A 21092-nucleotide genomic window follows, 5' to 3' on the forward strand; every position below is an offset into this window, starting at 1 on the left:
GCGATCTCCATCTACTAAGGCTGTGAACCGTTGCGGGAATTGCACCGGCTCATAATTTGGCGCGCATTATAGCGATACCCGGCCAAAAGTGAGTGATCTGTTTACGATAATTGTTGCCTGCAAAGGGTTAAAAAAGCAACTGCCGCATTGCTGGTTGAGCGCTGGGTGTGCCGAATGCAACCCAGGGTGCGAATAATCGGCTTGGCGTCACGGGGGGCTATGCGCACTAATTCATCGCTGAGTAGTGTGGTGGGCAGCAGGCTCCAGCCCAGGCCAATAGACACCATCATTTTTATGGTGTCGAGCGATTGGGTGGTCATGCTGATGTGTAGGTTTGCACGGGCTTCATCAAACAGCCGTTGAATCAGTGCGGTGGTATAGGTATTGGTGTCAGGCAGTATGGCATCGAAGCCACTCAAGGTGGCAAGCTCTGGTGCGGCCTGTTGTGCCAGTGGGTGATCGGCGGCGCAGGTGAACACCAGCTCGTCGCGCCACCAGGCTTCGCTGGTAATTTGCGCAACTGCTTCGGGTGCCAGGGTTACCACTGCCAGGTCGTGTTCGCCCTGGGCCACTTCCTCATAGGCGCGCTCGCTATCCATAAAACACAGCTTTAAATCCACCTGCGGAAACTGCCGGGCGTAAGCCTTAAGCAGTGGTGGCAACCGGTGCAGGCCAATGTGGTGGCTGGTAGCAATGGTAAGGCGGCCGCGCACCTGGCCGCCCAAATCATCGATGGCGCGCTGGCTGTCGGCCACCGCCTGCAAAATGCCGCGGGCCTTGGGCAGCAGCAGTTGGCCTGCTTCGGTGAGCTGGATTTTGCGGCCGATACGATCAAACAACTGGCAGTTCAGTTGTTGCTCCAGGTTGGCTACGCGCTTGCTGATGGCCGGTTGGGTGAGGAAGAGTTTCTGCCCGGCTTTGGAGAAAGAACCCAGCTCTGCCACCGCGCAAAATGCTTGTAGGCCTTGGGTATCCAATGCGCTTGCTCCTTATCTTCAGTTTCTCAAGCTAGGTTAAAGTATTCCTACTTGGAATTGAATAGATAAAAATAATGAATTTGAGTAATTATCGGCCAGGGCATACACTCTGCCCATGTTATTTAACGCGCCAATTCTTGGTGCGCAGGTGAGTTCAGCGAGGGACACATGGTAGCCAAAACCCTGTACGACAAATTGTGGGATGCCCATTTGGTAAAGCAGCGCGCCGATGGCTCTGCTTTGATTTATATCGATCGCCACATCATTCATGAGGTCACCACGCCACAGGCTTTTGAAGGGCTGCGCTTGGCGGGCCGCAAGCCCTGGCGGGTAGATTCCATTCTGGCAACGCCCGATCACAACGTGCCCACCACCCAGGCAGAGCGCGCGGCCGGTGTTGAGGGCATTGAAGATCCGGTATCGAAAATTCAGGTGCAAACACTGGATGCCAACTGCGAAGAATTCGGAATTCTGGAATTTAAAATTAACGATCGCCGTCAGGGCATTGTGCATGTGATCGGCCCGGAATCCGGTGCTTGTTTACCGGGCATGACCATTGTGTGCGGCGATTCCCACACTGCCACCAACGGCGCTCTGGGCGCCTTGGCACACGGCATTGGCACCAGTGAAGTAGAGCATGTCATGGCTACCCAATGCCTGGTGGCCAAGAAAATGAAAAACATGCTGGTTAAGGTGGATGGCAAGCTGGGTGCTGGCGTGACTGCTAAAGACGTGGTGCTGGCCATTATTGCTGAAATCGGCACTGCAGGTGGCACAGGTTACGCCATTGAATTTGGTGGTGAAGTGTTCCAGCAGATGTCTATGGAAGGCCGGATGACCGTGTGCAATATGGCCATTGAAGCCGGTGCACGCGCGGGTATGGTGGCTGTTGATCAAACCACGCTCGACTATGTCAAAGGCCGTACCTACGCGCCCAAAGGTGAACAGTGGGAGCGCGCCGTGGCCGAGTGGTCTTTGCTGCACAGCGATGCCGGTGCCGAGTTCGATAAGGTGGTCACCATCAATGGCAGCGAAATCGAGCCGCAGGTCAGCTGGGGTACGTCGCCGGAAATGGTATTGCCCGTAGGGGGTGCCATTCCGGATCCGGCCCAAGAGGCAGACCCGGTAAAACGTGAAGGCATGGAGCGTGCGCTGCAGTACATGGCGTTAAAACCCGGCCAGGCCATTACCGATATCAAGGTAGATCGTGTATTTATTGGCTCTTGCACCAACTCGCGCATTGAAGACATTCGCGCCGCAGCCGAGGTTTTAAAAGGTCGCAAGGTGGCGGCCAATGTGAAAGAGGCCATAGTGGTACCAGGCTCTGGCGTGGTGAAAGCGCAGGCCGAGGCCGAGGGTTTGGATGAAATTATCCGCGCCTCAGGTGCCCAGTGGCGCGAGCCGGGCTGCTCCATGTGTTTGGCTATGAACGCCGATAAGCTCGGCAACGGCGAGCATTGTGCGTCTACCTCAAACCGCAATTTTGAAGGGCGCCAGGGCTACGGCGGTCGCACTCATCTGGTAAGCCCCGCCATGGCCGCAGCGGCTGCCGTTGCCGGCCACTTTGTGGACGTGCGCACACTGGCACCTCAGGAAGTTTAAGGAGTTCCCATGAAAGCATTTACAACCGTTAGCGGCATTGTGGCACCTATGGATCGCGCCAATGTTGATACCGATATGATTATTCCCAAGCAGTTTTTGAAGTCCATCAAGCGCACGGGCTTTGGCAAAAACCTGTTTGATGAATTGCGCTACCTGGATGAAGGCCTGCCAGATCAAGACTGCACGGGCCGCCCGCTGAACCCGGATTTTCCGCTTAACCAGGCGCGCTTCCAGGGTGCCAATATTTTGTTGGCGCGCAAAAATTTTGGTTGCGGTTCAAGCCGCGAGCACGCGCCATGGGCGCTGGACGACTATGGCTTTCGCGCCGTAATTGCGCCAAGTTTTGCAGACATTTTCTACAACAACAGCTTTAAAAACGGCTTGCTGCCCATTGTGCTGCCAGAGCAAGCGGTAGAGGCGTTGTTTGCACAGCTCTATGCACAAGAAGGCTTTAGCTTAACGGTAGATCTGGCCTCGCAAACTGTGCGCACACCCGAAGGGCGTGAGTTCAGTTTCGAAATAGACGAGTTCCGCAAGCACTGTTTGCTGGAAGGGTTGGATGACATCGGCCTGACGCTGCAAGAGTCTGATGCCATTGCCGCCTACGAGGCCAAGCGGCGCGCTGCTGCACCCTGGTTGTTCGATGCAATTGTGGCTGAATAGTCGGCCCGGTTAACAAGGTTTTGCAGCGCCGTAAGGGCGCTGCCACTGAGGAAAAACGTGTGAGTAAATCAATTTTAGTGTTACCCGGCGATGGCATTGGCCCGGAAATTGTGGCCCAGGCGCTCAAGGTGCTAGACAAGATAAACCAGCAGTTTGATATCGGCATGGTGTTTGAAGAAGGCCTCTTGGGTGGCGCTGCCATCGATGCCCACGGCGTGCCGTTGGCCGATGCAACGCTCGCCCGCGCGCGCGCAGCCGACGCCATTTTAATGGGGTCTGTAGGTGGCCCCAAGTGGGATAAGCTCGATCGCGCTATTCGCCCCGAGAAGGGTTTGCTGAAGTTGCGCTCTGAGCTACAACTGTTTGCCAATTTGCGCCCGGCTATTTTGTACCCGCAGCTGGCAGATGCCTCAACGCTCAAGCCTGAGGTGGTATCTGGCCTTGATATTCTGATAGTGCGCGAGCTTACCGGCGGTATTTACTTTGGCGAGCCGCGCGGCATTCGCACGCTGGCAAACGGCGAGCGCGAAGGTTTTAACACCTACAAATATTCAGAGAGCGAAATCGAACGCATTGGTCGCAACGCCTTTGAAATGGCCATGAAGCGCAACAAGCGCCTGTGCAGCGTGGATAAAGCCAATGTGCTGGAGGCCACCGTGCTGTGGCGTGAAGTAATGGATCGCCTGGCACCTGAGTACCCGGAGGTGAGTTTGTCGCACATGTATGTAGACAATGCGGCCATGCAGCTGGTGAAAGCGCCCAAGCAATTCGATGTGGTGGTTACGGGCAATATGTTTGGTGATATTCTCTCCGACGCTGCGGCCATGCTCACAGGCTCTATCGGCATGTTGCCTTCGGCATCGCTCGATAAAAATCGCCGTGGCCTGTACGAGCCGTGCCACGGTTCTGCCCCTGATATTGCCGGCCAAAATATTGCCAATCCGCTGGCGACAATTTTATCGGCGGCGATGATGTTGCGTTACTCCCTTGATCAGGAGCCCGCCGCCCAGGCTATTGAGCTGGCGGTATCAAAGGTATTGGATCAAGGCCAGCGCACGGGCGATATTATGTCGGCGGGCATGACCCAGGTAGGCACAGATGCCATGGGCGATGCAGTGGTTGCAGCGCTTTAATTTATTTAACACAGGTTGAAAAACGACAATGCGAGTTGGATTTGTAGGTTGGCGAGGCATGGTGGGCTCCGTGTTGATGGAGCGGATGGTGGCAGAGCAGGATTTTGCACACATCGAGCCGATTTTTTTCACTACCTCCAATGTAGGTGGCCAGGGCCCGGCAGTGGGCAAAGATATTCCCGCGCTTAAAGATGCCGGCAGCATTGATGAGCTAAAAGCCATGGACGCCATTATTTCCTGCCAGGGCGGCGACTACACCAACAGCGTATTCCCGGCTCTGCGCGAGGCCGGCTGGCAAGGCTATTGGATAGATGCAGCCTCCAGTCTTCGAATGGCAGACGATGCCATCATCGTGCTGGATCCGGTGAACCTGGATGTGATTAAAGCGGGCCTGGCGCGCGGCGTGAAAAACTTCATTGGCGGCAATTGCACCGTGAGCCTGATGCTTATGGCCATTGGCGGTTTGTACCGCGAAGGCTTGGTGGAGTGGGTAAGCTCCATGACCTACCAGGCCGCCAGCGGCGCCGGTGCCCAGAATATGCGTGAGCTCATCGCACAGATGGGTGCCATTCACGCCGGTGCCCAGTCTCTGTTGGATGACCCGGCATCGGCCATTTTGGACATTGATCGCCAGGTGGCAAACACCATGCGTGGCGATGCCTTCCCGGTTGACCAATTTGGCGCGCCACTGGCCGGCAGCTTGTTGCCCTACATCGATAAGCAGCTCGATAACCGCCAAAGCCGTGAAGAGTGGAAGGGCCAAGCCGAAACCAACAAAATTTTGGGGCGTTCGGCTTCTCCTTTGGCCGTTGATGGCTTGTGTGTGCGCGTGGGTGCCATGCGTTGCCACAGCCAGGCGCTTACCATCAAGCTCAATCGCGATGTGCCGCTGGCAGATATTGAATCTGTACTGGCCTCGGCTAACGATTGGGTAAAAGTGGTACCCAATACCCGTGAAGACAGCCTTGCCGGCCTCACGCCCACGGCTGTAACTGGCACGCTGTCTGTGCCAGTAGGGCGGTTGCGTAAAATGAACATGGGGCCTGAGTACTTGTCTGCATTCACTGTGGGTGATCAGCTCTTGTGGGGTGCTGCCGAGCCGCTGCGCAGAATGCTGCGGGTATTGCTGGATAAATAGCCCACATTCGACAAAACTTGCTAGTGCCGCAAAGGGTCGCATCATGCGGCCCTTTGCATTTCTGGTGCGGGCCTGTGTGCATTTGGGCTTTGGGCGAAAAACCTTAGTAAAATCATTGGCTTAATTTTTAGGCGCTGCGGCGCTCAAGGTGTGATCAAGCGCGCAGATGTAAGCCTTGCATAGCACTATAGTGCCGGCGGCCCGAACAGGCTCGCAGGAAATTGCTGAGTGAGCGGGGCAGGCCGGCCACATATGAAGCCTATTGAAAGCCCCAATTGTTGATAAAAAGCTATTTATAATGCAGACTTACGAGCACTATTGAAGATATATTCTAGGTTTGTAGTCTAACTTCATGACCGTTTTGGCTCTCTGAGACTTTTAGCCACCGTAATGCAGGGGTCTCAAGTGCAGTATCGCTGAGTGGTTTGGGGCCTATTGGGGGCCACTTTTGGCGCCGCGGTATAGCTGGAGTCGGGGAGATAATAAAAGGATCGTCATATGCGTCTTCGTAAGTTGGCTTTATCAATTGGGGTGTCAGCTGCGCTGGTCTCCAATCTGGGTTTCGCCCTTGGATTGGGTGAAATCAAGCTCAACTCGGCATTGAATCAACCGCTCGATGCTCAAATCAAGCTCCTGCAGGTCAGAGACCTCAGTGAAGAAGAGATAGTGGTGCAGCTGGCTTCCCGTGAAGCTTATGAGCGCGCCAATGTCGAGCGCTTGTTTTTCCTGAGCGGCATGAAGTTTGAGGTGGTACTGGATAACCCCAGCAACCCCCACATTCGGGTCACCACGCAGGAAAACGTGCGCGAGCCCTATTTGAATTTCCTGTTGGAAACCCAGTGGCCTACCGGGCGCATGCTGCGCGAATATACGGTGCTGATGGATTTGCCCACCTTCAGTGAGAAAAACCAGAAGGCGGTATCGGCACCTAGCCAATCTGCGCCTGCATCTGTACCTGTGCGCCCGCGCCCGGCAGTGAAGCCTGCCCAGCCCACGGCTGCTGCACACCCGGCGCCGCGCCCGGTTACCCAGTCGGCACCGGCTGGCGATTACACTGTGCGCGCCAACGACACCCTGTGGGACATCGCCCTGATGGCGCGCCCGGATCGCGGGTATTCGGTGCAGCAAACCATGCTCGCCATTCAGCGCCTGAACCCCGATGCCTTCATCAACAACAACATTAATCTGCTGAAAAAGGGCCAGGTGTTGCGCTTGCCTTCGGCAGAGGAAATCAGCTCCCTCAGCACGCGCCAAGCCATCAACGAAGTTGCCTATCAAAACAGCCAGTGGTCTGGTGGCGCTGCACTTGATGCTAGCCGCCGCAGTGGCGCGGTTGCCAGCCAGTCGAGCGGTCGCGAAGGGCGCGTACAGCTGAGCAGTGGCAGCTCCAGTTCCGACGTCAACACCGGTAGCGGCCGTGGCCGCAACGTTGAAGCGCTGGAAAATGAGCTGGCTATCGCCCAAGAAGAACTGGGTGCCGCCCAGCGTCAGAATGAAGATTTACGCGGCCGTGTGTCTGATCTTGAAGAGCAGATCGAAACCATGGAGCGCCTGCTTGAAGTTACCAACGAAGAGCTGCGCGCTCTGCAGTTGAACTCGGCACAAGCCCTAGAAGGCGGCGAAACGCCGGCAGAGCCAGAGGCAGCACCAGCGCAGGCGGCACCAGCCTCCCCTGAGGTTGCGGCCACCCCCGAGCCTGCCAAGCCCAACACTGTAGTGGTCAGCAGCAAGCCCGAGCCCACGCTGATCGACACCTTGATGGACAACATCCTTTACATCGCGCTGGGCTTGCTCGCCGTGATTGGCGGTTTGTTCTTCTGGAAGCGCAAGCAGGAAGATACAGCCGCGGCTGAAGACGAACTGGATTTCTACGAAGAGCCGGAGTCAGAGCAGGAAGATGATGATCCCTTCGCGCTGCCTGATGATCTGTCATCCGATTACGACGACATGGCAGATGAGCAGCCAGTTGAAGATCTGGAAGAGCAGGAAAGTGCCGAGGCCGAAACTGCCGATGTGGCAGCCGAAGCCGATATCTACATTGCCTACGGCAAGTACGATCAAGCGGAAGAAATGCTGCTTAAGGCCTTGGCCCAGGAGCCCGGGCGTGAAGATGTCACTCTCAAGCTGCTGGAAGTCTACGCAGAAACCAAAAACCTTGAAGCCTTTGATCAACACTATGCAGGCCTGCTAGAGACTGCAGACGGTGCCACCCAGCAGCGCGCAGAAGAGTTGCGCGACTCCATTCCCGGCGCGGGTGAATTTGATCGCACCCAGGTACAGGCAGTGGCTGGAGCCGCAGCCCTTGGCGCTGCATCGGCGGCGCTGTCTGATGATATCGATCTGGATGCCGGTTTGGATGATTCGGTTGATCCTTTGTTGAGCCTGGCCGAAGAGGGCGCAGACGACGAAGGCTTCGATGCGCTGGAAGGGCTTGAAGATCTGGATACCGATTTCGGTGACCTGGCGGCCGAAGGCGCCGGTGAAAGCCTGGATCTGGATGACACCGAGTCGCTGGATTTCGATTTGGACGACCTGGACGATGATTCGGGTAGCGCCGAAGAGTTGTCGCTGGATTTGGACAGCGGTGTAGAAGAGTCAGAATCTGCCGACGATTTCAGTCTTGATTTGGGCGACGACGATGAATTCGCCCTGGATCTGGATACCGAGGAAGACAAGCAGGCGCTCAGCGAACTGTCGCTTGATGGCGAAGACGATTTTGGTTTGTCAGCCGAAGCGGAACCTGCAACGGCCGCGGATGAAGAGTTCAGCCTCTCGCTAGACGATGCAGAAGACGAGCCGCTGAGCTTGGATGTCGAAGAGGAAGCCTTTGATCTCGACTTAAGCGCCGCCGATGCAGACAGCTCTGCCAGTGCTGCAGACGACGAAGAGTTTGCGCTGAACCTTGATGACGACGGCGACCTGTCGGTTGATTTAGGCGATATGGGCGAAACAGCGCCCGCTGAGGAGGCCACCGAAAGCTTTGATCTCTCGCTGGATGACGAGCTGGATCTGTCGGCAGCCGAGCCAGAGGCGCCGGCAGTGGCAGCGCCGGCCGCGACACCTGAGCTATCACCCGATGATGAGCCTGAATCCCTCAGTGTTGAGGCAGATGATTTTGATTCGGCTGGCGACTTTGGCGATATGGATCTGGCCGCCCTCGATGAAGAAATGGATACCCTGTCTGCGGACCTGGATTTGGATGACGATCTGGCCGCATTGGATGACGAGCCAGCTACAGAGCAAGAGCCGGAGTTTGATATCAGTGCTGATCTTGGTATTGAAGATGGCGCCGATGAATTGCCACCGCTGGCTGCAGATGATCAGGTGTTTGATGAAGCCTTGGCAGATGCACCCGCCGGCGGCGATGACGATGAAGGCGTAGACGCCGAGCTGGGCTTTTTGGCCGATAGCGATGAAGTGGCCACCAAGCTTGATTTGGCCCGCGCGTACATCGACATGGGCGATAGCGAAGGTGCACGCGATATTCTGAGCGAAGTGCTGGAAGAGGGCGATGCCACCCAAAAAGGCGAGGCAGAAGAGCTTATGTCTCGTATTGGCTAGCGCCAAACTTGCCAAAAGGCCCTGCAGGCGTTAGCTTGCAGGGCCTTTTTTATGCCCACTCGTTGATGGCCGGACCCAGTGCAGAAAATTTACACACCCAATTGTGAAATCGTGAATGGCGTAAGCCTGCCTGAGGGCGTGCGGCGCGTAGCCTTGGCCCTTGAGTATCATGGCGGTAGCTTTCGTGGCTTCCAGCAGCAGGAGGCAGGGGTGCCCACGGTGCAGGCGTCATTGCAGGATGCGCTTTCAAAAGTGGCCAATGAGCCCATCACCCTTGTGTGTGCCGGGCGCACAGATGCCGAGGTGCATGCCACTAATCAGGTGGTGCATTTTGATACCCGTGCCGTGCGTAGCGCGAAGGCCTGGACGGCCGGGGTGAACGCCAATTTGCCCGCGGGGGTAGCGGTAAAGTGGGCCGCTGAAGTGCCACCTGCCTTTCACGCGCGTTTCAGTGCCCGCGAGCGCACCTATCGCTACATTATTTTCAACTCGCCCATGCGGCCCGCGCTGCAGCACGATCAGCTTACCTGGTGCCGCGAGCCGCTGGATGTAAACCGCATGCGGGCCGGCGCCAAGCACCTGTTGGGTGAGCATGACTTCAATGCCTTTCGCGCCGCCCAGTGCCAGGCCAGACATCCGGTACGTGAAATCAAGCGTATCGATTTAGCGGTGCGCGGGGATCTGATCATCATGGAGATCACCGCCAACGCGTTTTTGCACCACATGGTGCGCAACATTGCCGGTGTGCTGATGCGCGTGGGCAAGGGTTGGGCCGAAACAGGCTGGGTGGGCGAGGTGCTGGCTTCGAAAGATCGTACCCAGGCTGCGGAAACCGCACCCCCTTATGGGTTGTATTTGGTGCACGTGGCTTACCCGCAGGAATTTAACCTGCCCCAGTTCCGGCCAGGCCCCTGCTTTTTGGCCGAAAAACTGGGTGATTTTAGCCGTTAGCCCGCAGTTTTAACGGGGCTTTTCTGCTAGTATTCGGCCTCCGTTATCGCCCGTCTCTACAACCGGCCGATTAACACCCAATGCCCCGCATACACCAGCAGGCAGTAACGAGTTTGGCTTGATGACTCATCAGAGAACACGTATCAAAATTTGCGGCATCACGCAGCTGGAAAACCTACTGGCAGTTGAAGCCTGTGGCGTAGATGCGTTGGGATTTGTATTTTATCCGCCGAGCCCCCGGGCGGTGACAGCGGCGCAGGCGGCAACGCTTGTGAAGGCGCTCGGCCCCTTTACCCAGCGGGTGGGCTTGTTTGTGAATGCAAACGCTCGCGAGGTAGAGGCGGTGCTCGCCGAGGTGGCGCTCAGCATGTTGCAGTTTCACGGCGATGAACCGGCAGGCTTTTGTGAGCAGTTCGGGCGGCCTTACTTCAAAGCCCTGCGCATGCGCGACGATCTGGACATTGCCGCGGCAATGGCGGCGCACCCAAAGGCTGCCGGGTTCTTGCTGGATGCCTATCGGCCAGGCGTGCCCGGCGGCACCGGCGAACAATTTGACTGGGCGCGCGTGCCCGCTCACAACCGCCGCCCGCTAGTGCTGGCCGGCGGCTTGAGTGCCGGCAATGTGGCCCAGGCCATTGAACAAACGGGTGTCTACGGGGTAGATCTCAGCGGTGGTGTGGAAGCCGCGCCCGGCGTTAAAGATATTGAAAAAGTGCGTGCCCTGGTGGCGGCTGTAAAGGCGGCCGATACCGCGCAGGCGGCAACATAATTGGAATTGGCAACGGAGTGGAAAGTGTCGAATAAAGATAATGGTTCACCGCAAGTAGATTTTGATGCGGTTCCCGATGCAAAGGGCCGGTTTGGCGAATATGGTGGCCGGTTTGTGTCTGAAACCCTCATTCACGCGCTCGACGAGCTGGATGCGATGTACCGCAAGCTCAAGCAAGATCCCGAGTTTCAGGCCGAATTCGATCGCGATCTGGCCCACTATGTGGGGCGCCCGTCGCCGTTGTATTTTGCAGAGCACCTCACCCGCAAGGTGGGCGGTGCCAAAATTTACCTAAAGCGCGAAGATTTAAACCACACCGGCGCCCACAAGGTTAACAACACCATCGGCCAGGCATTGTTGGCCAAGCACTCGGGCAAGCAGCGGGTGATTGCCGAAACCGGTGCCGGCCAGCACGGTGTGGCCTCGGCTACAGTGGCTGCGCGCTTGGGCCTAAAGTGCCAGGTGTACATGGGTGCCGAAGACGTGCGCCGCCAGGCGCTGAATGTGTACCGCATGAAGCTCTTGGGCGCTGAAGTGATCGCCGTGCAATCTGGCTCCAAGACACTCAAAGATGCCATGAACGAGGCCATGCGCGATTGGGCCACCAACGTAGACGACACTTTCTACATCATCGGCACAGCCGCAGGCCCGGCGCCTTACCCGGAGCTGGTGCGCGATTTCCAGTGTGTGATTGGCCGCGAGGCCCGCGCCCAATCGCTCGAGCAAATTGGGCGCCTGCCCGATGCGCTGGTGGCCTGTGTGGGCGGTGGCTCCAATGCCATCGGCCTGTTCCACCCCTTCCTGAAAGATGAGCAAGTGGCCATGTATGGCGTTGAAGCCGGTGGCGACGGGGTTGAAACCGGCCGCCATGCCGCGCCTTTGAACGACGGTATTCCCGGTGTATTGCACGGCAACCGCACCTACCTGATGGAAGACGAGAACGGCCAGATTATTGATACCCACTCGGTATCGGCGGGCCTCGACTACCCCGGTGTGGGCCCCGAGCACGCCTACCTGAAAGACATTGGCCGGGCTAAGTATGTAGCCATTAACGACGATGAAGCGCTGGATGCCTTCCGCACCCTCACGCGCGTAGAGGGCATTATGCCGGCGTTGGAATCGAGCCACGCTGTGGCCTATGCCATGAAGCTTGCCGCCACCATGAGCCCTGAGCAAACGGTGCTGGTAAACCTCTCCGGGCGCGGCGATAAAGACATCCACACAGTGGCGGAAATCGACGGTATTACCGTAGGCAGCATCAAAAGCTGATCGGCAAACGAGCAAATTGGAAACGCTATGAACCGTATAAACAAGTGCCTGCAGGCTCTGCAGGCCGAAGGCAAGAAAGCACTGGTTACCTATATCGTAAACGGTGATCCAAAGCCCGGTGTAACCTTGGCTACCATGCACGCCCTGGTGGCCCAGGGCGCCGATATTCTTGAGTTGGGTGTACCATTTTCAGACCCCATGGCCGATGGCCCTGTGATTCAAGCCGGCCACGAGCGCGCACTGGCGCACAACACCAGCCTGCGCGATACCCTGGCGGTGGTGCAGGCGTTTCGCGAAACCAACCACAATACGCCCGTGGTGCTTATGGGCTATGCCAACCCGGTGGTGCGCATGGGCTATGAAACCCTGGCAGACAGGGCCGTGGCCGCCGGCGTTGACGGCTTTTTAACGGTGGATTTACCGCCCGAAGAAGCCACCGAATTCAACGCACTGTTAAGGGCTCGAGAGCTTGAAAACATCTTCCTGCTGGCGCCCACCACCACCGATGATCGCATGGGCAGTGTGGCCGCACTGGCCGGTGGCTTCCTTTACTATGTGTCGTTGAAGGGTGTGACCGGTGCAGGGCATTTGGATATTGCCTCAGTCACCGATAAAATTGCCGCTATTCGCCGCCATTCCACGCTGCCTTTGTGCGTGGGCTTTGGCATTAAAGATGCCGATTCCGCCAAAGCGGTGGGCACAGTGGCCGATGGCGTAGTGGTGGGCAGCCTGCTGGTAGCCAAAATGGGTGAGTTTGCGGATCATTCGGCCAGCGAAATTGCCGAGCAAACCGCGGCCCTGATTGCGCCGCTGCGCACAGCGCTAGACAGCCTTTAATCGCAAATATTAGAAAATACAATTTAAGACGTGGGTAAAAAATCATGAGCTGGTTGGACAAAATTGTCACCAATGTCGTTCGCAAAGACCCCAAGCGCGCCGAGAGCAAGGTGCCCGAAGGACTGTGGAAAAAGTGCCTGAAGTGTGCGGCCGTATTGTACCGTCCGGAGCTTGAGCGCAACCTGGATGTGTGCCCCAAGTGCGATCACCACATGCGCATTGGCGCGCGCCGCCGTTTGGATATTTTCCTGGATCCGCAAGAGCGCCATGAAATTGCCGCCGATGTGCTGCCCGTTGATCGCCTCAAATTCAAAGATATCAAGAAGTACAAAGATCGCCTGTCTCAAGCCCAAAAAGACACCGGCGAAAAAGACGCACTCGTTGCCATGAAAGGCCTGCTTAAAGGCATGCCTGTGGTGGCTGTGGCCTTTGAATTTGCCTTCCACGGCGGCTCTATGGGCTATGTGGTAGGCGAGCGCTTTACCCGTGCGGCCCAGCTTGCGCTGGAAGAGAAAATCCCGCTTGTGTGCTTCTCGGCTACCGGTGGTGCGCGCATGCAAGAGGCCTTGATTTCGCTCATGCAAATGGCCAAAACCAGCGCCGTGATCGAGCGCATGAAAATGGCCGGTGTGCCTTATATTTCCATCATGACAGACCCGGTATACGGTGGCGTTTCGGCAAGCCTTGCCTTGCTTGGCGACATCAATGCCGCAGAACCCGGTGCCCGTGCAGGCTTTGCCGGCCCCAATATCATTGAGCAAACCATTCGCCAAAAGTTGCCCAAGGGCTTCCAGCGCGCGGAGTTTTTGCTAGAGCATGGCGCCATCGACATGATTATCCCGCGCGATAAAATGCGCGACAAAGTGGCCGGCCTGTTGGCGAAGTTCACCAATAGCAAGGTGGCCTGATTTCCGTGCGATTTGAGCGCTTGTCCGATTGGTTGCGCTGGCAAGAGCAGCACCACCCCAGCGCAATCGAGCTCGGCCTAGGCCGGGTGCGGCAAGTGGCAAGCCGGCTGGATCTGCTGGCGCCAGCGCGTGCGGCCACCAAGGTCATCACAGTGGCTGGCACCAACGGCAAGGGCAGTGCGGTGGCAACCCTGGCTGCCCTGTTGCGTGCCCAGGGCGCAAGTGTTGGCGCCTATACCTCCCCGCATTTAATGGATTACAACGAGCGCATTCGCGTGAATGGCGAGCCCGCAAGCGATGCGCTTATATGCAATGCCTTCGCCGCCATCGATGCCTGCGCCCAAGATATCAGCCTGACCTATTTCGAATTTGGCACCCTGGCTGCGCTCTGGATCTTCCAGCAGTTGGCGGTAGATTACTGGGTGCTGGAAGTGGGGCTGGGCGGGCGCCTGGATGCCGTCAACATTGTTGATGCCGATGTGGCCATCATCACCAGCATTGCGCTCGATCACCAGGATTGGCTAGGCGACGACATTGCGCAAATTGGCCGTGAAAAAGCCGGCATTGCGCGCGCCGGTAAACCGCTTGTTTATGCCGACGCCGAGCCGCAGGCATCAGTGCTGGAGGCCGCCCAGGCTGCCGGCGCCCAGTGCCTGCTTACCGGGCGCGACTACACAGTACGCACCTTTGCCGGCCAATGTGAGCTGCGCTGGGGTGCCCACACTCTGGCATTCCCCGAGCCCCACTTGCCGCTGCCAAGCGTCAGTGCCGCCCTGGTGGCACTGTTGAGCCTGGGGCTTGCCATCAACCCTGTGTGGGTGCAGCGCCTGGGCGATTTGCGGGTGCCGGGCCGCTTTCAGCAATTCACTTGGCAGGGCCGCCAGTGGCTGCTGGATGTTGCCCACAATCCGGCTGCCTGCAAATACTTTGCCGAGCGCGCGCGCGCGCTCGATGCCCGCGGGCGCACCCACGCCATAGTGGCGATGATGGCCGATAAAGATCAGGCCGGCGCGCTTTCTGAGCTGGCGCCCTTGGTGGATGAATGGTTCTTCGCCAACCTGCCGGGTAACCCCCGTGCCGCGCGCGCGGAGCAATTGGCAGCACTGGTGCCGGGCAGCCCGCGCACCCTGGCCGATGTGCCGGCCGCGCTCAATCAAGCACTGAAAGACAGCCGCGCCGGTGATAGCATTTGGGTGCTGGGTTCGTTTTTTACCGTGGCCGCCGCCTTGCAATGGCTGCAGGCACAAGGTGCAGATGTGGCACCGGCTGGCAACAATTGAGAACACACAGGATTCACCCGTGGATGACAAAGTAAAACAGCGATTGGTGGGGGCCGTGGTACTGGCCTCCATTGCCGTGATTTTTTTCCCCAGCCTGTTTGATGAGCCGGATAACCGCTACATTGGCGGCCAATCCCAGATTCCGCCAGCGCCCACCATTACCCCGCAAGTGATTGCAGAGCCTGTTCGCCCGGAAAATATCGAGCCGGCAAAAGCGCCCGATGAGATGTACGCACTCATTGATGAGCCAGAACCCGCAAGCCCATCCGAGCCCGCCAGTGCACCAGCCCCTGAAGCTGCCGCCGCGCCCATACCTACCCCCACCGTGCCCCCGAGCCCGGCGCCCGAGTCACCCGGCCTGAATGATCAGGGCGTATTGAAAGGGTGGGTGCTGCAGGTGGCCAGCCTCACAGACCAGGCGCGCGCCGACGACCTGATCAACAGGCTCCAGCAGGCCGGCCACAAGGCCTTCGCACGGCCGTTGGTCAACAGCAAGGGCCAGCAAGTAGTGCGGGTGTTTGTGGGCCCCAAGGCCGATAAGGCCGCGTTATTGGCCGTAAAGAAAGAGCTGGATGCCAGCTTGAAAGTGAATTCACTGGTGCGCGAATTTAAACCCTGAGGGCGGCGGTGAAATTTCCCTACCGCTGCCCCAGTTCAATTGTTAGAATGCGCGCCACGAACCCCACCGCGTACCCTTTGTACGACACCAAAGGAAGCTTCCATGAATTGGGCCGACTGGACGATCCTTGTGATCTTGCTTGTTTCCAGCGTCATCAGTATCTACCGAGGTTTTGTTAAAGAAGCGTTATCGCTTGTTGTGTGGCTACTCGCAATTTCTATTGCCCTCTGGTTTGACGACCGATTGGCACCCTTGATGGATGGGGTGTCCGAGAACCCCTCCGTGGTTCATTCCCTGGCCTTTGCGCTACTCTTTCTGGGCACCTTGATTGTGGGTGCTATGGTCAATTACCTCATTAGCCAGCTGGTTAAAATGACCGGCCTGACCGGTACCGACCGCTTGCTTGGAATGTTTTTTGGCATGGCCCGCGGGCTGGTAGTGGTGATGGCAATGCTCATTTGGCTGCCGCATTTTCTGCCCGTGGATCAAGACCCCTGGTGGCAGGAATCGCGCCTGATTCCCACATTTTTGTCGTTTGAGGGCTGGGCCAAACAATTGGCCAGTGATGCAGGCGACATGCTGAGCCGTTTGCTCAGCAGCTCCGGCCCGCTGGAAAGCTAGCGCGCCGGCACAAAATTCGATTGATGAAGTAGCGTTTTAGCTAAGGTGAGTAAGTATGTGCGGTATTGTAGGAATTGTCGGTAAGAGTAACGTCAACACCCAGTTGTACGATGCCCTTACGATGCTTCAGCACCGAGGCCAGGACGCCGCAGGTATTGTGACGTGTCATGAGGGGCGCTTGGCGCAGGTAAAGGCCAACGGCCTGGTGCGCGATGTGTTTCGCACCAGCCACATGCTGCGCCTGGTGGGCAACATGGGTGTCGGCCACGTGCGCTACCCAACCGCTGGCAGTTCAGGCCCGGCGCTGGCGCAGCCGTTTTATGTCAACTCGCCCTACGGCATTGCCTTGGCGCACAACGGCAACCTCACCAACGCCGCCGAGGTAAGCGAGCACGTGTTTCGCGCAGACCTGCGCCACATCAATACCGATTCCGATTCAGAAGTGCTGATCAACGTATTGGCACACGAGCTGCACAGGCTTAACAAACTCACGCCGTCGGCGGATGACTTTTTTACCGCCGTTGAAGCCCTGCACGATCGGGTAAAGGGCGGCTACGCCGTGGTGGCACTGGTGGCCAACTACGGTGTGGTGGCCTTCCGCGACCCCCATGGCATTCGCCCGCTGGTATACGGCAAGCGTTCAACACCTGAGGGTGATGAATACATGGTGGCCTCTGAAAGCGTGGCGCTCGATACCCTGGGCTTTACTCTGGTGGGTGATGTGGCCCCGGGTGAAGCCATTTACATCAACATGCACGGCCAGTTACACCGTCGCCAGTGTGCCAAGGCGCCGTCTTTGCGCCCGTGTATTTTTGAGCATGTGTATTTCGCCCGCCCGGATTCCATCATGGATGGCATCTCCGTGTACAAGGCGCGCTTGCGTCAGGGGGAAAAGCTGGCGGAAAAAATTCTGCGCGAAAACCCCGATCACGACATCGACGTAGTTGTGCCCATTCCCGATTCATCCCGCGTGGCGGGGCAGGCGCTGGCGCAAACACTGGGTGTGAAATTCCGTGAAGGCCTGGTGAAAAACCGCTACATAGGCCGCACGTTTATCATGCCCGGCCAACAGCAGCGCAGAAAATCTGTGCGCCAAAAACTCAACACCATTGAGCTTGAATTTAAAGGCAAGAATGTGTTGCTGGTGGATGACTCCATAGTGCGCGGCACCACCTGCCAGCAAATTATTCAAATGGCCCGTGAAGCCGGCGCCAACAAGGTGTACTTCGCCTCGGCGGCCCCGGCCGTGGCCTACCCGAATGTGTATGGCATAGACATGCCCTCGGCCAAGGAGCTCATTGCCCACGATCGCACCACCAAAGAGATCTGCCAGGAAATCGGCGCAGACTGGCTGGTGTACCAGGAGCTTGAAGATTTAATTGCCGCCTCCAGCGAAGGCAACCCGCAAGTGGCCGAATTCGACTGCTCGGTGTTTACCGGCGAATATGTGACCGGCGATGTGGATGAAGCCTACCTCGCCAAGCTTGATGCCGCGCGCAACGATGCCGCCAAGGCAGGCGATGTAAAGAAGTCAGTGGATGGTGATACAGTCATCGGTTTGCACAACGACATGCACGAACTGGGATAGGGGCATGGCCAAAATAGACTTAGGCGCGAAAGCATTTCTTGATCAGCAGCGCGGTATTCTGAACGAAGCCTTGCAAGATGCCGGGCTAGATACGCTGGCCGTACGCGCAGGCCAATTGCGCAGCCCCGAGGGCGAGCACGGCGAGGCCATGTTCATGACCTCAAGCTACGTGTTCGATTCAGCCGCCGCCGCTGCCGCGCGCTTTTCCGGCGACGACCCGGGCAATGTTTATTCGCGCTACACCAACCCCACGGTGCGCTATTTTCAGGAGCGTATGGCCGCACTGGAAGGTGGTGAATCGGCGGTTGCCACATCTTCCGGTATGGCGGCCATTCTCAGCACCTGCATGGCGCTGCTGAAAGCGGGCGACCACGTGGTGTGCTCGCGCAGCGTGTTTGGCACCACCAATGCGCTGTTTAGCAAATACCTGGGCAAGCTGGGCATTCACACCACCTTTGTCACCTTGACGGATCTCGATGATTGGCAGGCCGCCCTCACGCCTGCCACCAAGATGCTGTTTTTGGAAACTCCTTCAAACCCCTTGTGCGAGCTGGCAGACCTGAGTGCTATCTCGGCCATTGCCAAAGCGCAGGGTGCCTTGCTGGTGGTAGATAACTGTTTTTGCACACCGGCGTTGCAGCGCCCGTTGAGTTTGGGTGCCGATATTGTGGTGCACTCGGCCACCAAATACCTGGATGGCCAAGGCCGCTGCGTGGGCGGTGTGGTGGTAGGGCGAAAAGAGCAAATGGATGAAGTGCTGGCCTTCGTCCGCACCGCGGGCCCCACCATGAGCGCCTTTAACGCCTGGGTATTTGTGAAGGGGCTGGAAACCCTTCGCCTACGCATGGATGCCCACTGCGCCAGTGCCCAGGCCCTTGCCGAGTGGCTGTGCGAACAGCCGCAGGTAGAGCAGGTGTACTACGCGGGATTGCCCAGCCATCCGGGGCACGCGCTCGCTGCCCGCCAGCAACGGGGCTTTGGTGGCGTGCTGTCTTTCAAAGTTAAGGGCGGCCGTGAGGCGGCCTGGGCGTTCATCGATGGCACCCGCATTTTCAGCATCACCGCCAACCTGGGCGATGCCAAGAGCACCATCGTACACCCGGCCACCACCACCCACGGGCGCTTGTCTGAGCAAGACAAAGCCCAGGCCGGCATTACCGAAAACCTGATCCGGTTGTCTGTGGGGCTTGAAGATGTAGACGACCTGAAAGCCGATTTACAGCGGGGCCTGCATGCCCTTTAGCAAGATGCTTGAACCCGTGGGGCAGGCCTGTGAGCAAATCGCAGGGGTGCTCTTGGGCAAAGATCACCAGATCAAACTGGCCATGACCTGCCTCATTGCCCGCGGCCATTTGTTGATTGAAGATCTACCGGGCATGGGCAAAACCACGCTGGCGCATGCGCTGGCCAAGGTGTTGGGGTTGTCGTATCAGCGGGTGCAATTCACCTCCGATTTGCTGCCCGCCGATATTCTTGGGGTGTCGGTGTTTAACCAGGCCCAAGGCAGCTTTACCTTTCACCCGGGGCCTGTATTTTCGCAGCTGCTACTGGCCGATGAAATCAACCGCTCTACACCCAAAACCCAAAGTGCCCTGCTTGAGGCAATGGAAGAAGGGCAGGTGAGTATTGATGGCCAATCGCGCGCGCTGCCCGAGCCGTTTTTTGTGATTGCCACGCAAAATCCCTTATCCCAGGCAGGCACTTTTCATCTGCCTGAATCCCAGCTGGATCGCTTTTTGATGCGCATCAGCCTGGGTTACCCCTCCGATGCCGCCGAGCGCGCCCTGTTCCAAGGCGAAGACAGCCGCAAGCTACTGGCGGCTTTAAAGCCTGCCCTGAGCCTTGAGCAACTCAACCTGCTGCGCGCCAACATCGACCAGGTGAAAGCCTCAGATGCGGTGCTCGATTACCTGCAGCGGCTGGTGAATCACACCCGCACCGCGCCCCAATACAGCTATGGCCTGTCGCCACGGGGTGCGCTCGCGCTGTTGAAATCTGCCAAAACCTGGGCCTTGTTGCACAAGCGCAAGTACCTGGTGCCCGAAGATCTGCAAACCCTGTTCGGCGCCGTGGTGGCCCACCGGGTCAAGGGCATGGGCGAGCAGGGCGATCATCAGGGCGAGGCTTTGGTTCAGCTTACCCTTGATGAGGTAGACGTACTCAAGGGCTAATGCCTTTGGGGCTCGCGTTCAAATGGGCTATACCTAATAGGTAGCGTGCCATGCACGCAGCTTGCGCTGAACGCCTAGGGAGCCTCAATTCATGTCAGCAACGCTTTTTGGCCACTACCTGTTAGACCAAGGGCGCATTTCTGCCGCGCAACACCAAGCCGCTATCGCGTGGTTACGCGGTAAAAACAAATCCCTGGGTGCCTTGGCCATAGACAGCCAGTTGATGAGCGAAAAGCAAGTTGCCGAACTCAACCGCCAGCAGCGCAACACCGATTTAATGCTGGGGGAGCTGGCTGTGAAGGCGGGCTTTCTGTGTGAAACCGATCTCGAGCGGCTGCTCATCTTGCAGCAGGCCACCCGAGTGGATTTGCCCAAGGCGCTGGTAGCCTTGGATATACTGCCCCAGGCGGAAGTGGCGCTTTTGGCGTCGAGTTTTGCCACAGAGCAAAAGCTGAGCCGGTCTCGCTGTGAGGCCTTGCTAAACCAGGTGCCCCAGGCCGAACTCCTGCAGCTCTGCCTGAACGAATTGATCAAAAGCCTGCAGCGTATTTGCCGCCAGAATGTCGTTGTTCAAATGGTGCACCAGCAGCGCGAGCTGCAAAAGCGCCTGCCCTATGTGGTGCTGCAAAAACTCACTGGCGAAAGCCCGTTTCATTTCGGCATGGCACTATGCGCGCAACAGGTACAGCACATCTCAAGCTCACTGAGCGGTGAGCCCGCAGCACAAGGTTACATTCCCCTGGCGGCCATGGAGCGTTTCTCAGACATCGTCATGCAAAATGCCTGCGAAAAAATATTCCAGCTGGGCCGTGAATTTATTGCTGAAAAGCCCAAGGCCTTTTTTGTGGGCGAGCGCATACCCGCCTGTAAAAACCTGGTGGGTATTCAATTGCGCTCGGAAGAGGGCGACTTTGATGCGGTGTTTTTTGCCTCCTAATCCGTGAATGCGGCGGGCTTTTTTAGTATCTTAGGCGTTGCGATGGCAAGCGTCTGTGCAGCTGCCTT

At 57.6% G+C, this 21092-nt stretch carries 18 protein-coding genes; 17 read left to right on the forward strand and 1 reads right to left on the reverse strand.

The genetic code is table 11. The features are described from left to right. Positions 1-101: 101 nt before the first annotated feature. Positions 102-977, reverse strand: a complete 876-nt coding sequence (locus tag L1F30_RS06970; RefSeq protein WP_253361015.1) for a LysR family transcriptional regulator — start codon at positions 975-977, stop codon at positions 102-104. Positions 978-1145: 168 nt separating this feature from the next. Here L1F30_RS06970 and leuC point away from each other — a divergent pair, with 168 nt between their 5' ends. The 17 genes from leuC (at position 1146) to L1F30_RS07060 (ending at position 21024) form a co-directional block, all read left to right on the forward strand. Continuing rightward, a complete protein-coding gene (leuC, locus tag L1F30_RS06975) occupies positions 1146-2579 on the forward strand; it encodes a 3-isopropylmalate dehydratase large subunit (protein WP_253361016.1) in 1434 nt (477 codons plus the stop codon). Between the two features lie 9 nt (positions 2580-2588). Continuing rightward, on the forward strand, positions 2589-3242 hold the full coding sequence (gene leuD / locus L1F30_RS06980) for a 3-isopropylmalate dehydratase small subunit (protein WP_253361018.1): 654 nt from the start codon (positions 2589-2591) through the stop codon (positions 3240-3242). A gap of 59 nt (positions 3243-3301) precedes the next feature. Beyond that, positions 3302-4375, forward strand: coding sequence for a 3-isopropylmalate dehydrogenase (leuB, locus tag L1F30_RS06985; protein WP_253361020.1), 1074 nt, complete (start codon positions 3302-3304; stop codon positions 4373-4375). Positions 4376-4403: 28 nt separating this feature from the next. Further along, positions 4404-5513, forward strand: coding sequence for an aspartate-semialdehyde dehydrogenase (gene asd / locus L1F30_RS06990; RefSeq protein ID WP_253361022.1), 1110 nt, complete (start codon positions 4404-4406; stop codon positions 5511-5513). A 498-nt stretch (positions 5514-6011) separates the two neighbouring features. After that, positions 6012-9074 carry a FimV/HubP family polar landmark protein gene (locus L1F30_RS06995; protein WP_253361023.1) on the forward strand — a complete coding sequence of 1021 codons (3063 nt, stop codon included), beginning with the start codon at positions 6012-6014 and terminating at the stop codon, positions 9072-9074. A gap of 78 nt (positions 9075-9152) precedes the next feature. Beyond that, positions 9153-10025 (forward strand): tRNA pseudouridine(38-40) synthase TruA, encoded by an 873-nt coding sequence (gene truA, locus L1F30_RS07000; RefSeq protein WP_253361038.1) that lies wholly within the window; start codon positions 9153-9155, stop codon positions 10023-10025. Positions 10026-10146: 121 nt separating this feature from the next. Next, positions 10147-10794, forward strand: coding sequence for a phosphoribosylanthranilate isomerase (locus L1F30_RS07005; RefSeq protein ID WP_253361040.1), 648 nt, complete (start codon positions 10147-10149; stop codon positions 10792-10794). A gap of 24 nt (positions 10795-10818) precedes the next feature. Continuing rightward, on the forward strand, positions 10819-12063 hold the full coding sequence (gene trpB / locus L1F30_RS07010; protein WP_253361042.1) for a tryptophan synthase subunit beta: 1245 nt from the start codon (positions 10819-10821) through the stop codon (positions 12061-12063). A 27-nt stretch (positions 12064-12090) separates the two neighbouring features. Then, positions 12091-12900 (forward strand): tryptophan synthase subunit alpha, encoded by an 810-nt coding sequence (gene trpA, locus L1F30_RS07015; protein WP_253361051.1) that lies wholly within the window; start codon positions 12091-12093, stop codon positions 12898-12900. Positions 12901-12944: 44 nt separating this feature from the next. Next, positions 12945-13808 (forward strand): acetyl-CoA carboxylase, carboxyltransferase subunit beta, encoded by an 864-nt coding sequence (accD, locus tag L1F30_RS07020; protein WP_253361053.1) that lies wholly within the window; start codon positions 12945-12947, stop codon positions 13806-13808. A gap of 5 nt (positions 13809-13813) precedes the next feature. After that, positions 13814-15088: a bifunctional tetrahydrofolate synthase/dihydrofolate synthase gene (folC, locus tag L1F30_RS07025; protein ID WP_253361055.1), complete on the forward strand. Its 1275-nt coding sequence runs from the start codon at positions 13814-13816 to the stop codon at positions 15086-15088. Between the two features lie 19 nt (positions 15089-15107). Continuing rightward, positions 15108-15707: an SPOR domain-containing protein gene (locus L1F30_RS17555; RefSeq protein WP_305879924.1), complete on the forward strand. Its 600-nt coding sequence runs from the start codon at positions 15108-15110 to the stop codon at positions 15705-15707. Positions 15708-15809: 102 nt separating this feature from the next. Continuing rightward, entirely contained in the window at positions 15810-16328 is a 519-nt protein-coding gene (locus L1F30_RS07040; protein WP_253361057.1) for a CvpA family protein, read from the forward strand. 55 nt (positions 16329-16383) lie between these two features. Next, a complete protein-coding gene (gene purF, locus L1F30_RS07045) occupies positions 16384-17916 on the forward strand; it encodes an amidophosphoribosyltransferase (RefSeq protein WP_253361059.1) in 1533 nt (510 codons plus the stop codon). A gap of 4 nt (positions 17917-17920) precedes the next feature. Next, the gene (locus L1F30_RS07050) at positions 17921-19159 is read left to right on the forward strand and encodes an O-succinylhomoserine sulfhydrylase (protein WP_253361061.1); all 1239 of its coding nucleotides are present in this window, start codon (positions 17921-17923) and stop codon (positions 19157-19159) included. A gap of 4 nt (positions 19160-19163) precedes the next feature. Further along, entirely contained in the window at positions 19164-20087 is a 924-nt protein-coding gene (locus tag L1F30_RS07055) for an AAA family ATPase (RefSeq protein WP_371922660.1), read from the forward strand. 91 nt (positions 20088-20178) lie between these two features. Then, positions 20179-21024: a hypothetical protein gene (locus L1F30_RS07060; RefSeq protein WP_253361065.1), complete on the forward strand. Its 846-nt coding sequence runs from the start codon at positions 20179-20181 to the stop codon at positions 21022-21024. The last annotated feature ends 68 nt before the right edge of the window (positions 21025-21092 follow it).

Origin of the sequence: Simiduia sp. 21SJ11W-1, from assembly GCF_024138675.1 — a bacterium.
In the GTDB taxonomy this organism is placed as follows: Bacteria; Pseudomonadota; Gammaproteobacteria; order Pseudomonadales; family Cellvibrionaceae; genus Simiduia.

What these genes read in the sequence shown, in the direction of transcription:
- L1F30_RS07005 (WP_253361040.1), top strand. Translation starts at nt 10,147, where the DNA reads ATGACTCATCAGAGAACACGTATCAAAATTTGCGGCATCACGCAGCTG.
- leuD (WP_253361018.1), top strand. Translation starts at nt 2,589, where the DNA reads ATGAAAGCATTTACAACCGTTAGCGGCATTGTGGCACCTATGGATCGC.
- L1F30_RS07050 (WP_253361061.1), top strand. Translation starts at nt 17,921, where the DNA reads ATGGCCAAAATAGACTTAGGCGCGAAAGCATTTCTTGATCAGCAGCGC.
- leuC (WP_253361016.1), top strand. Translation starts at nt 1,146, where the DNA reads ATGGTAGCCAAAACCCTGTACGACAAATTGTGGGATGCCCATTTGGTA.
- L1F30_RS07040 (WP_253361057.1), top strand. Translation starts at nt 15,810, where the DNA reads ATGAATTGGGCCGACTGGACGATCCTTGTGATCTTGCTTGTTTCCAGC.
- trpA (WP_253361051.1), top strand. Translation starts at nt 12,091, where the DNA reads ATGAACCGTATAAACAAGTGCCTGCAGGCTCTGCAGGCCGAAGGCAAG.
- L1F30_RS07055 (WP_371922660.1), top strand. Translation starts at nt 19,164, where the DNA reads ATGCTTGAACCCGTGGGGCAGGCCTGTGAGCAAATCGCAGGGGTGCTC.
- accD (WP_253361053.1), top strand. Translation starts at nt 12,945, where the DNA reads ATGAGCTGGTTGGACAAAATTGTCACCAATGTCGTTCGCAAAGACCCC.
- L1F30_RS07060 (WP_253361065.1), top strand. Translation starts at nt 20,179, where the DNA reads ATGTCAGCAACGCTTTTTGGCCACTACCTGTTAGACCAAGGGCGCATT.
- L1F30_RS06995 (WP_253361023.1), top strand. Translation starts at nt 6,012, where the DNA reads ATGCGTCTTCGTAAGTTGGCTTTATCAATTGGGGTGTCAGCTGCGCTG.
- purF (WP_253361059.1), top strand. Translation starts at nt 16,384, where the DNA reads ATGTGCGGTATTGTAGGAATTGTCGGTAAGAGTAACGTCAACACCCAG.
- asd (WP_253361022.1), top strand. Translation starts at nt 4,404, where the DNA reads ATGCGAGTTGGATTTGTAGGTTGGCGAGGCATGGTGGGCTCCGTGTTG.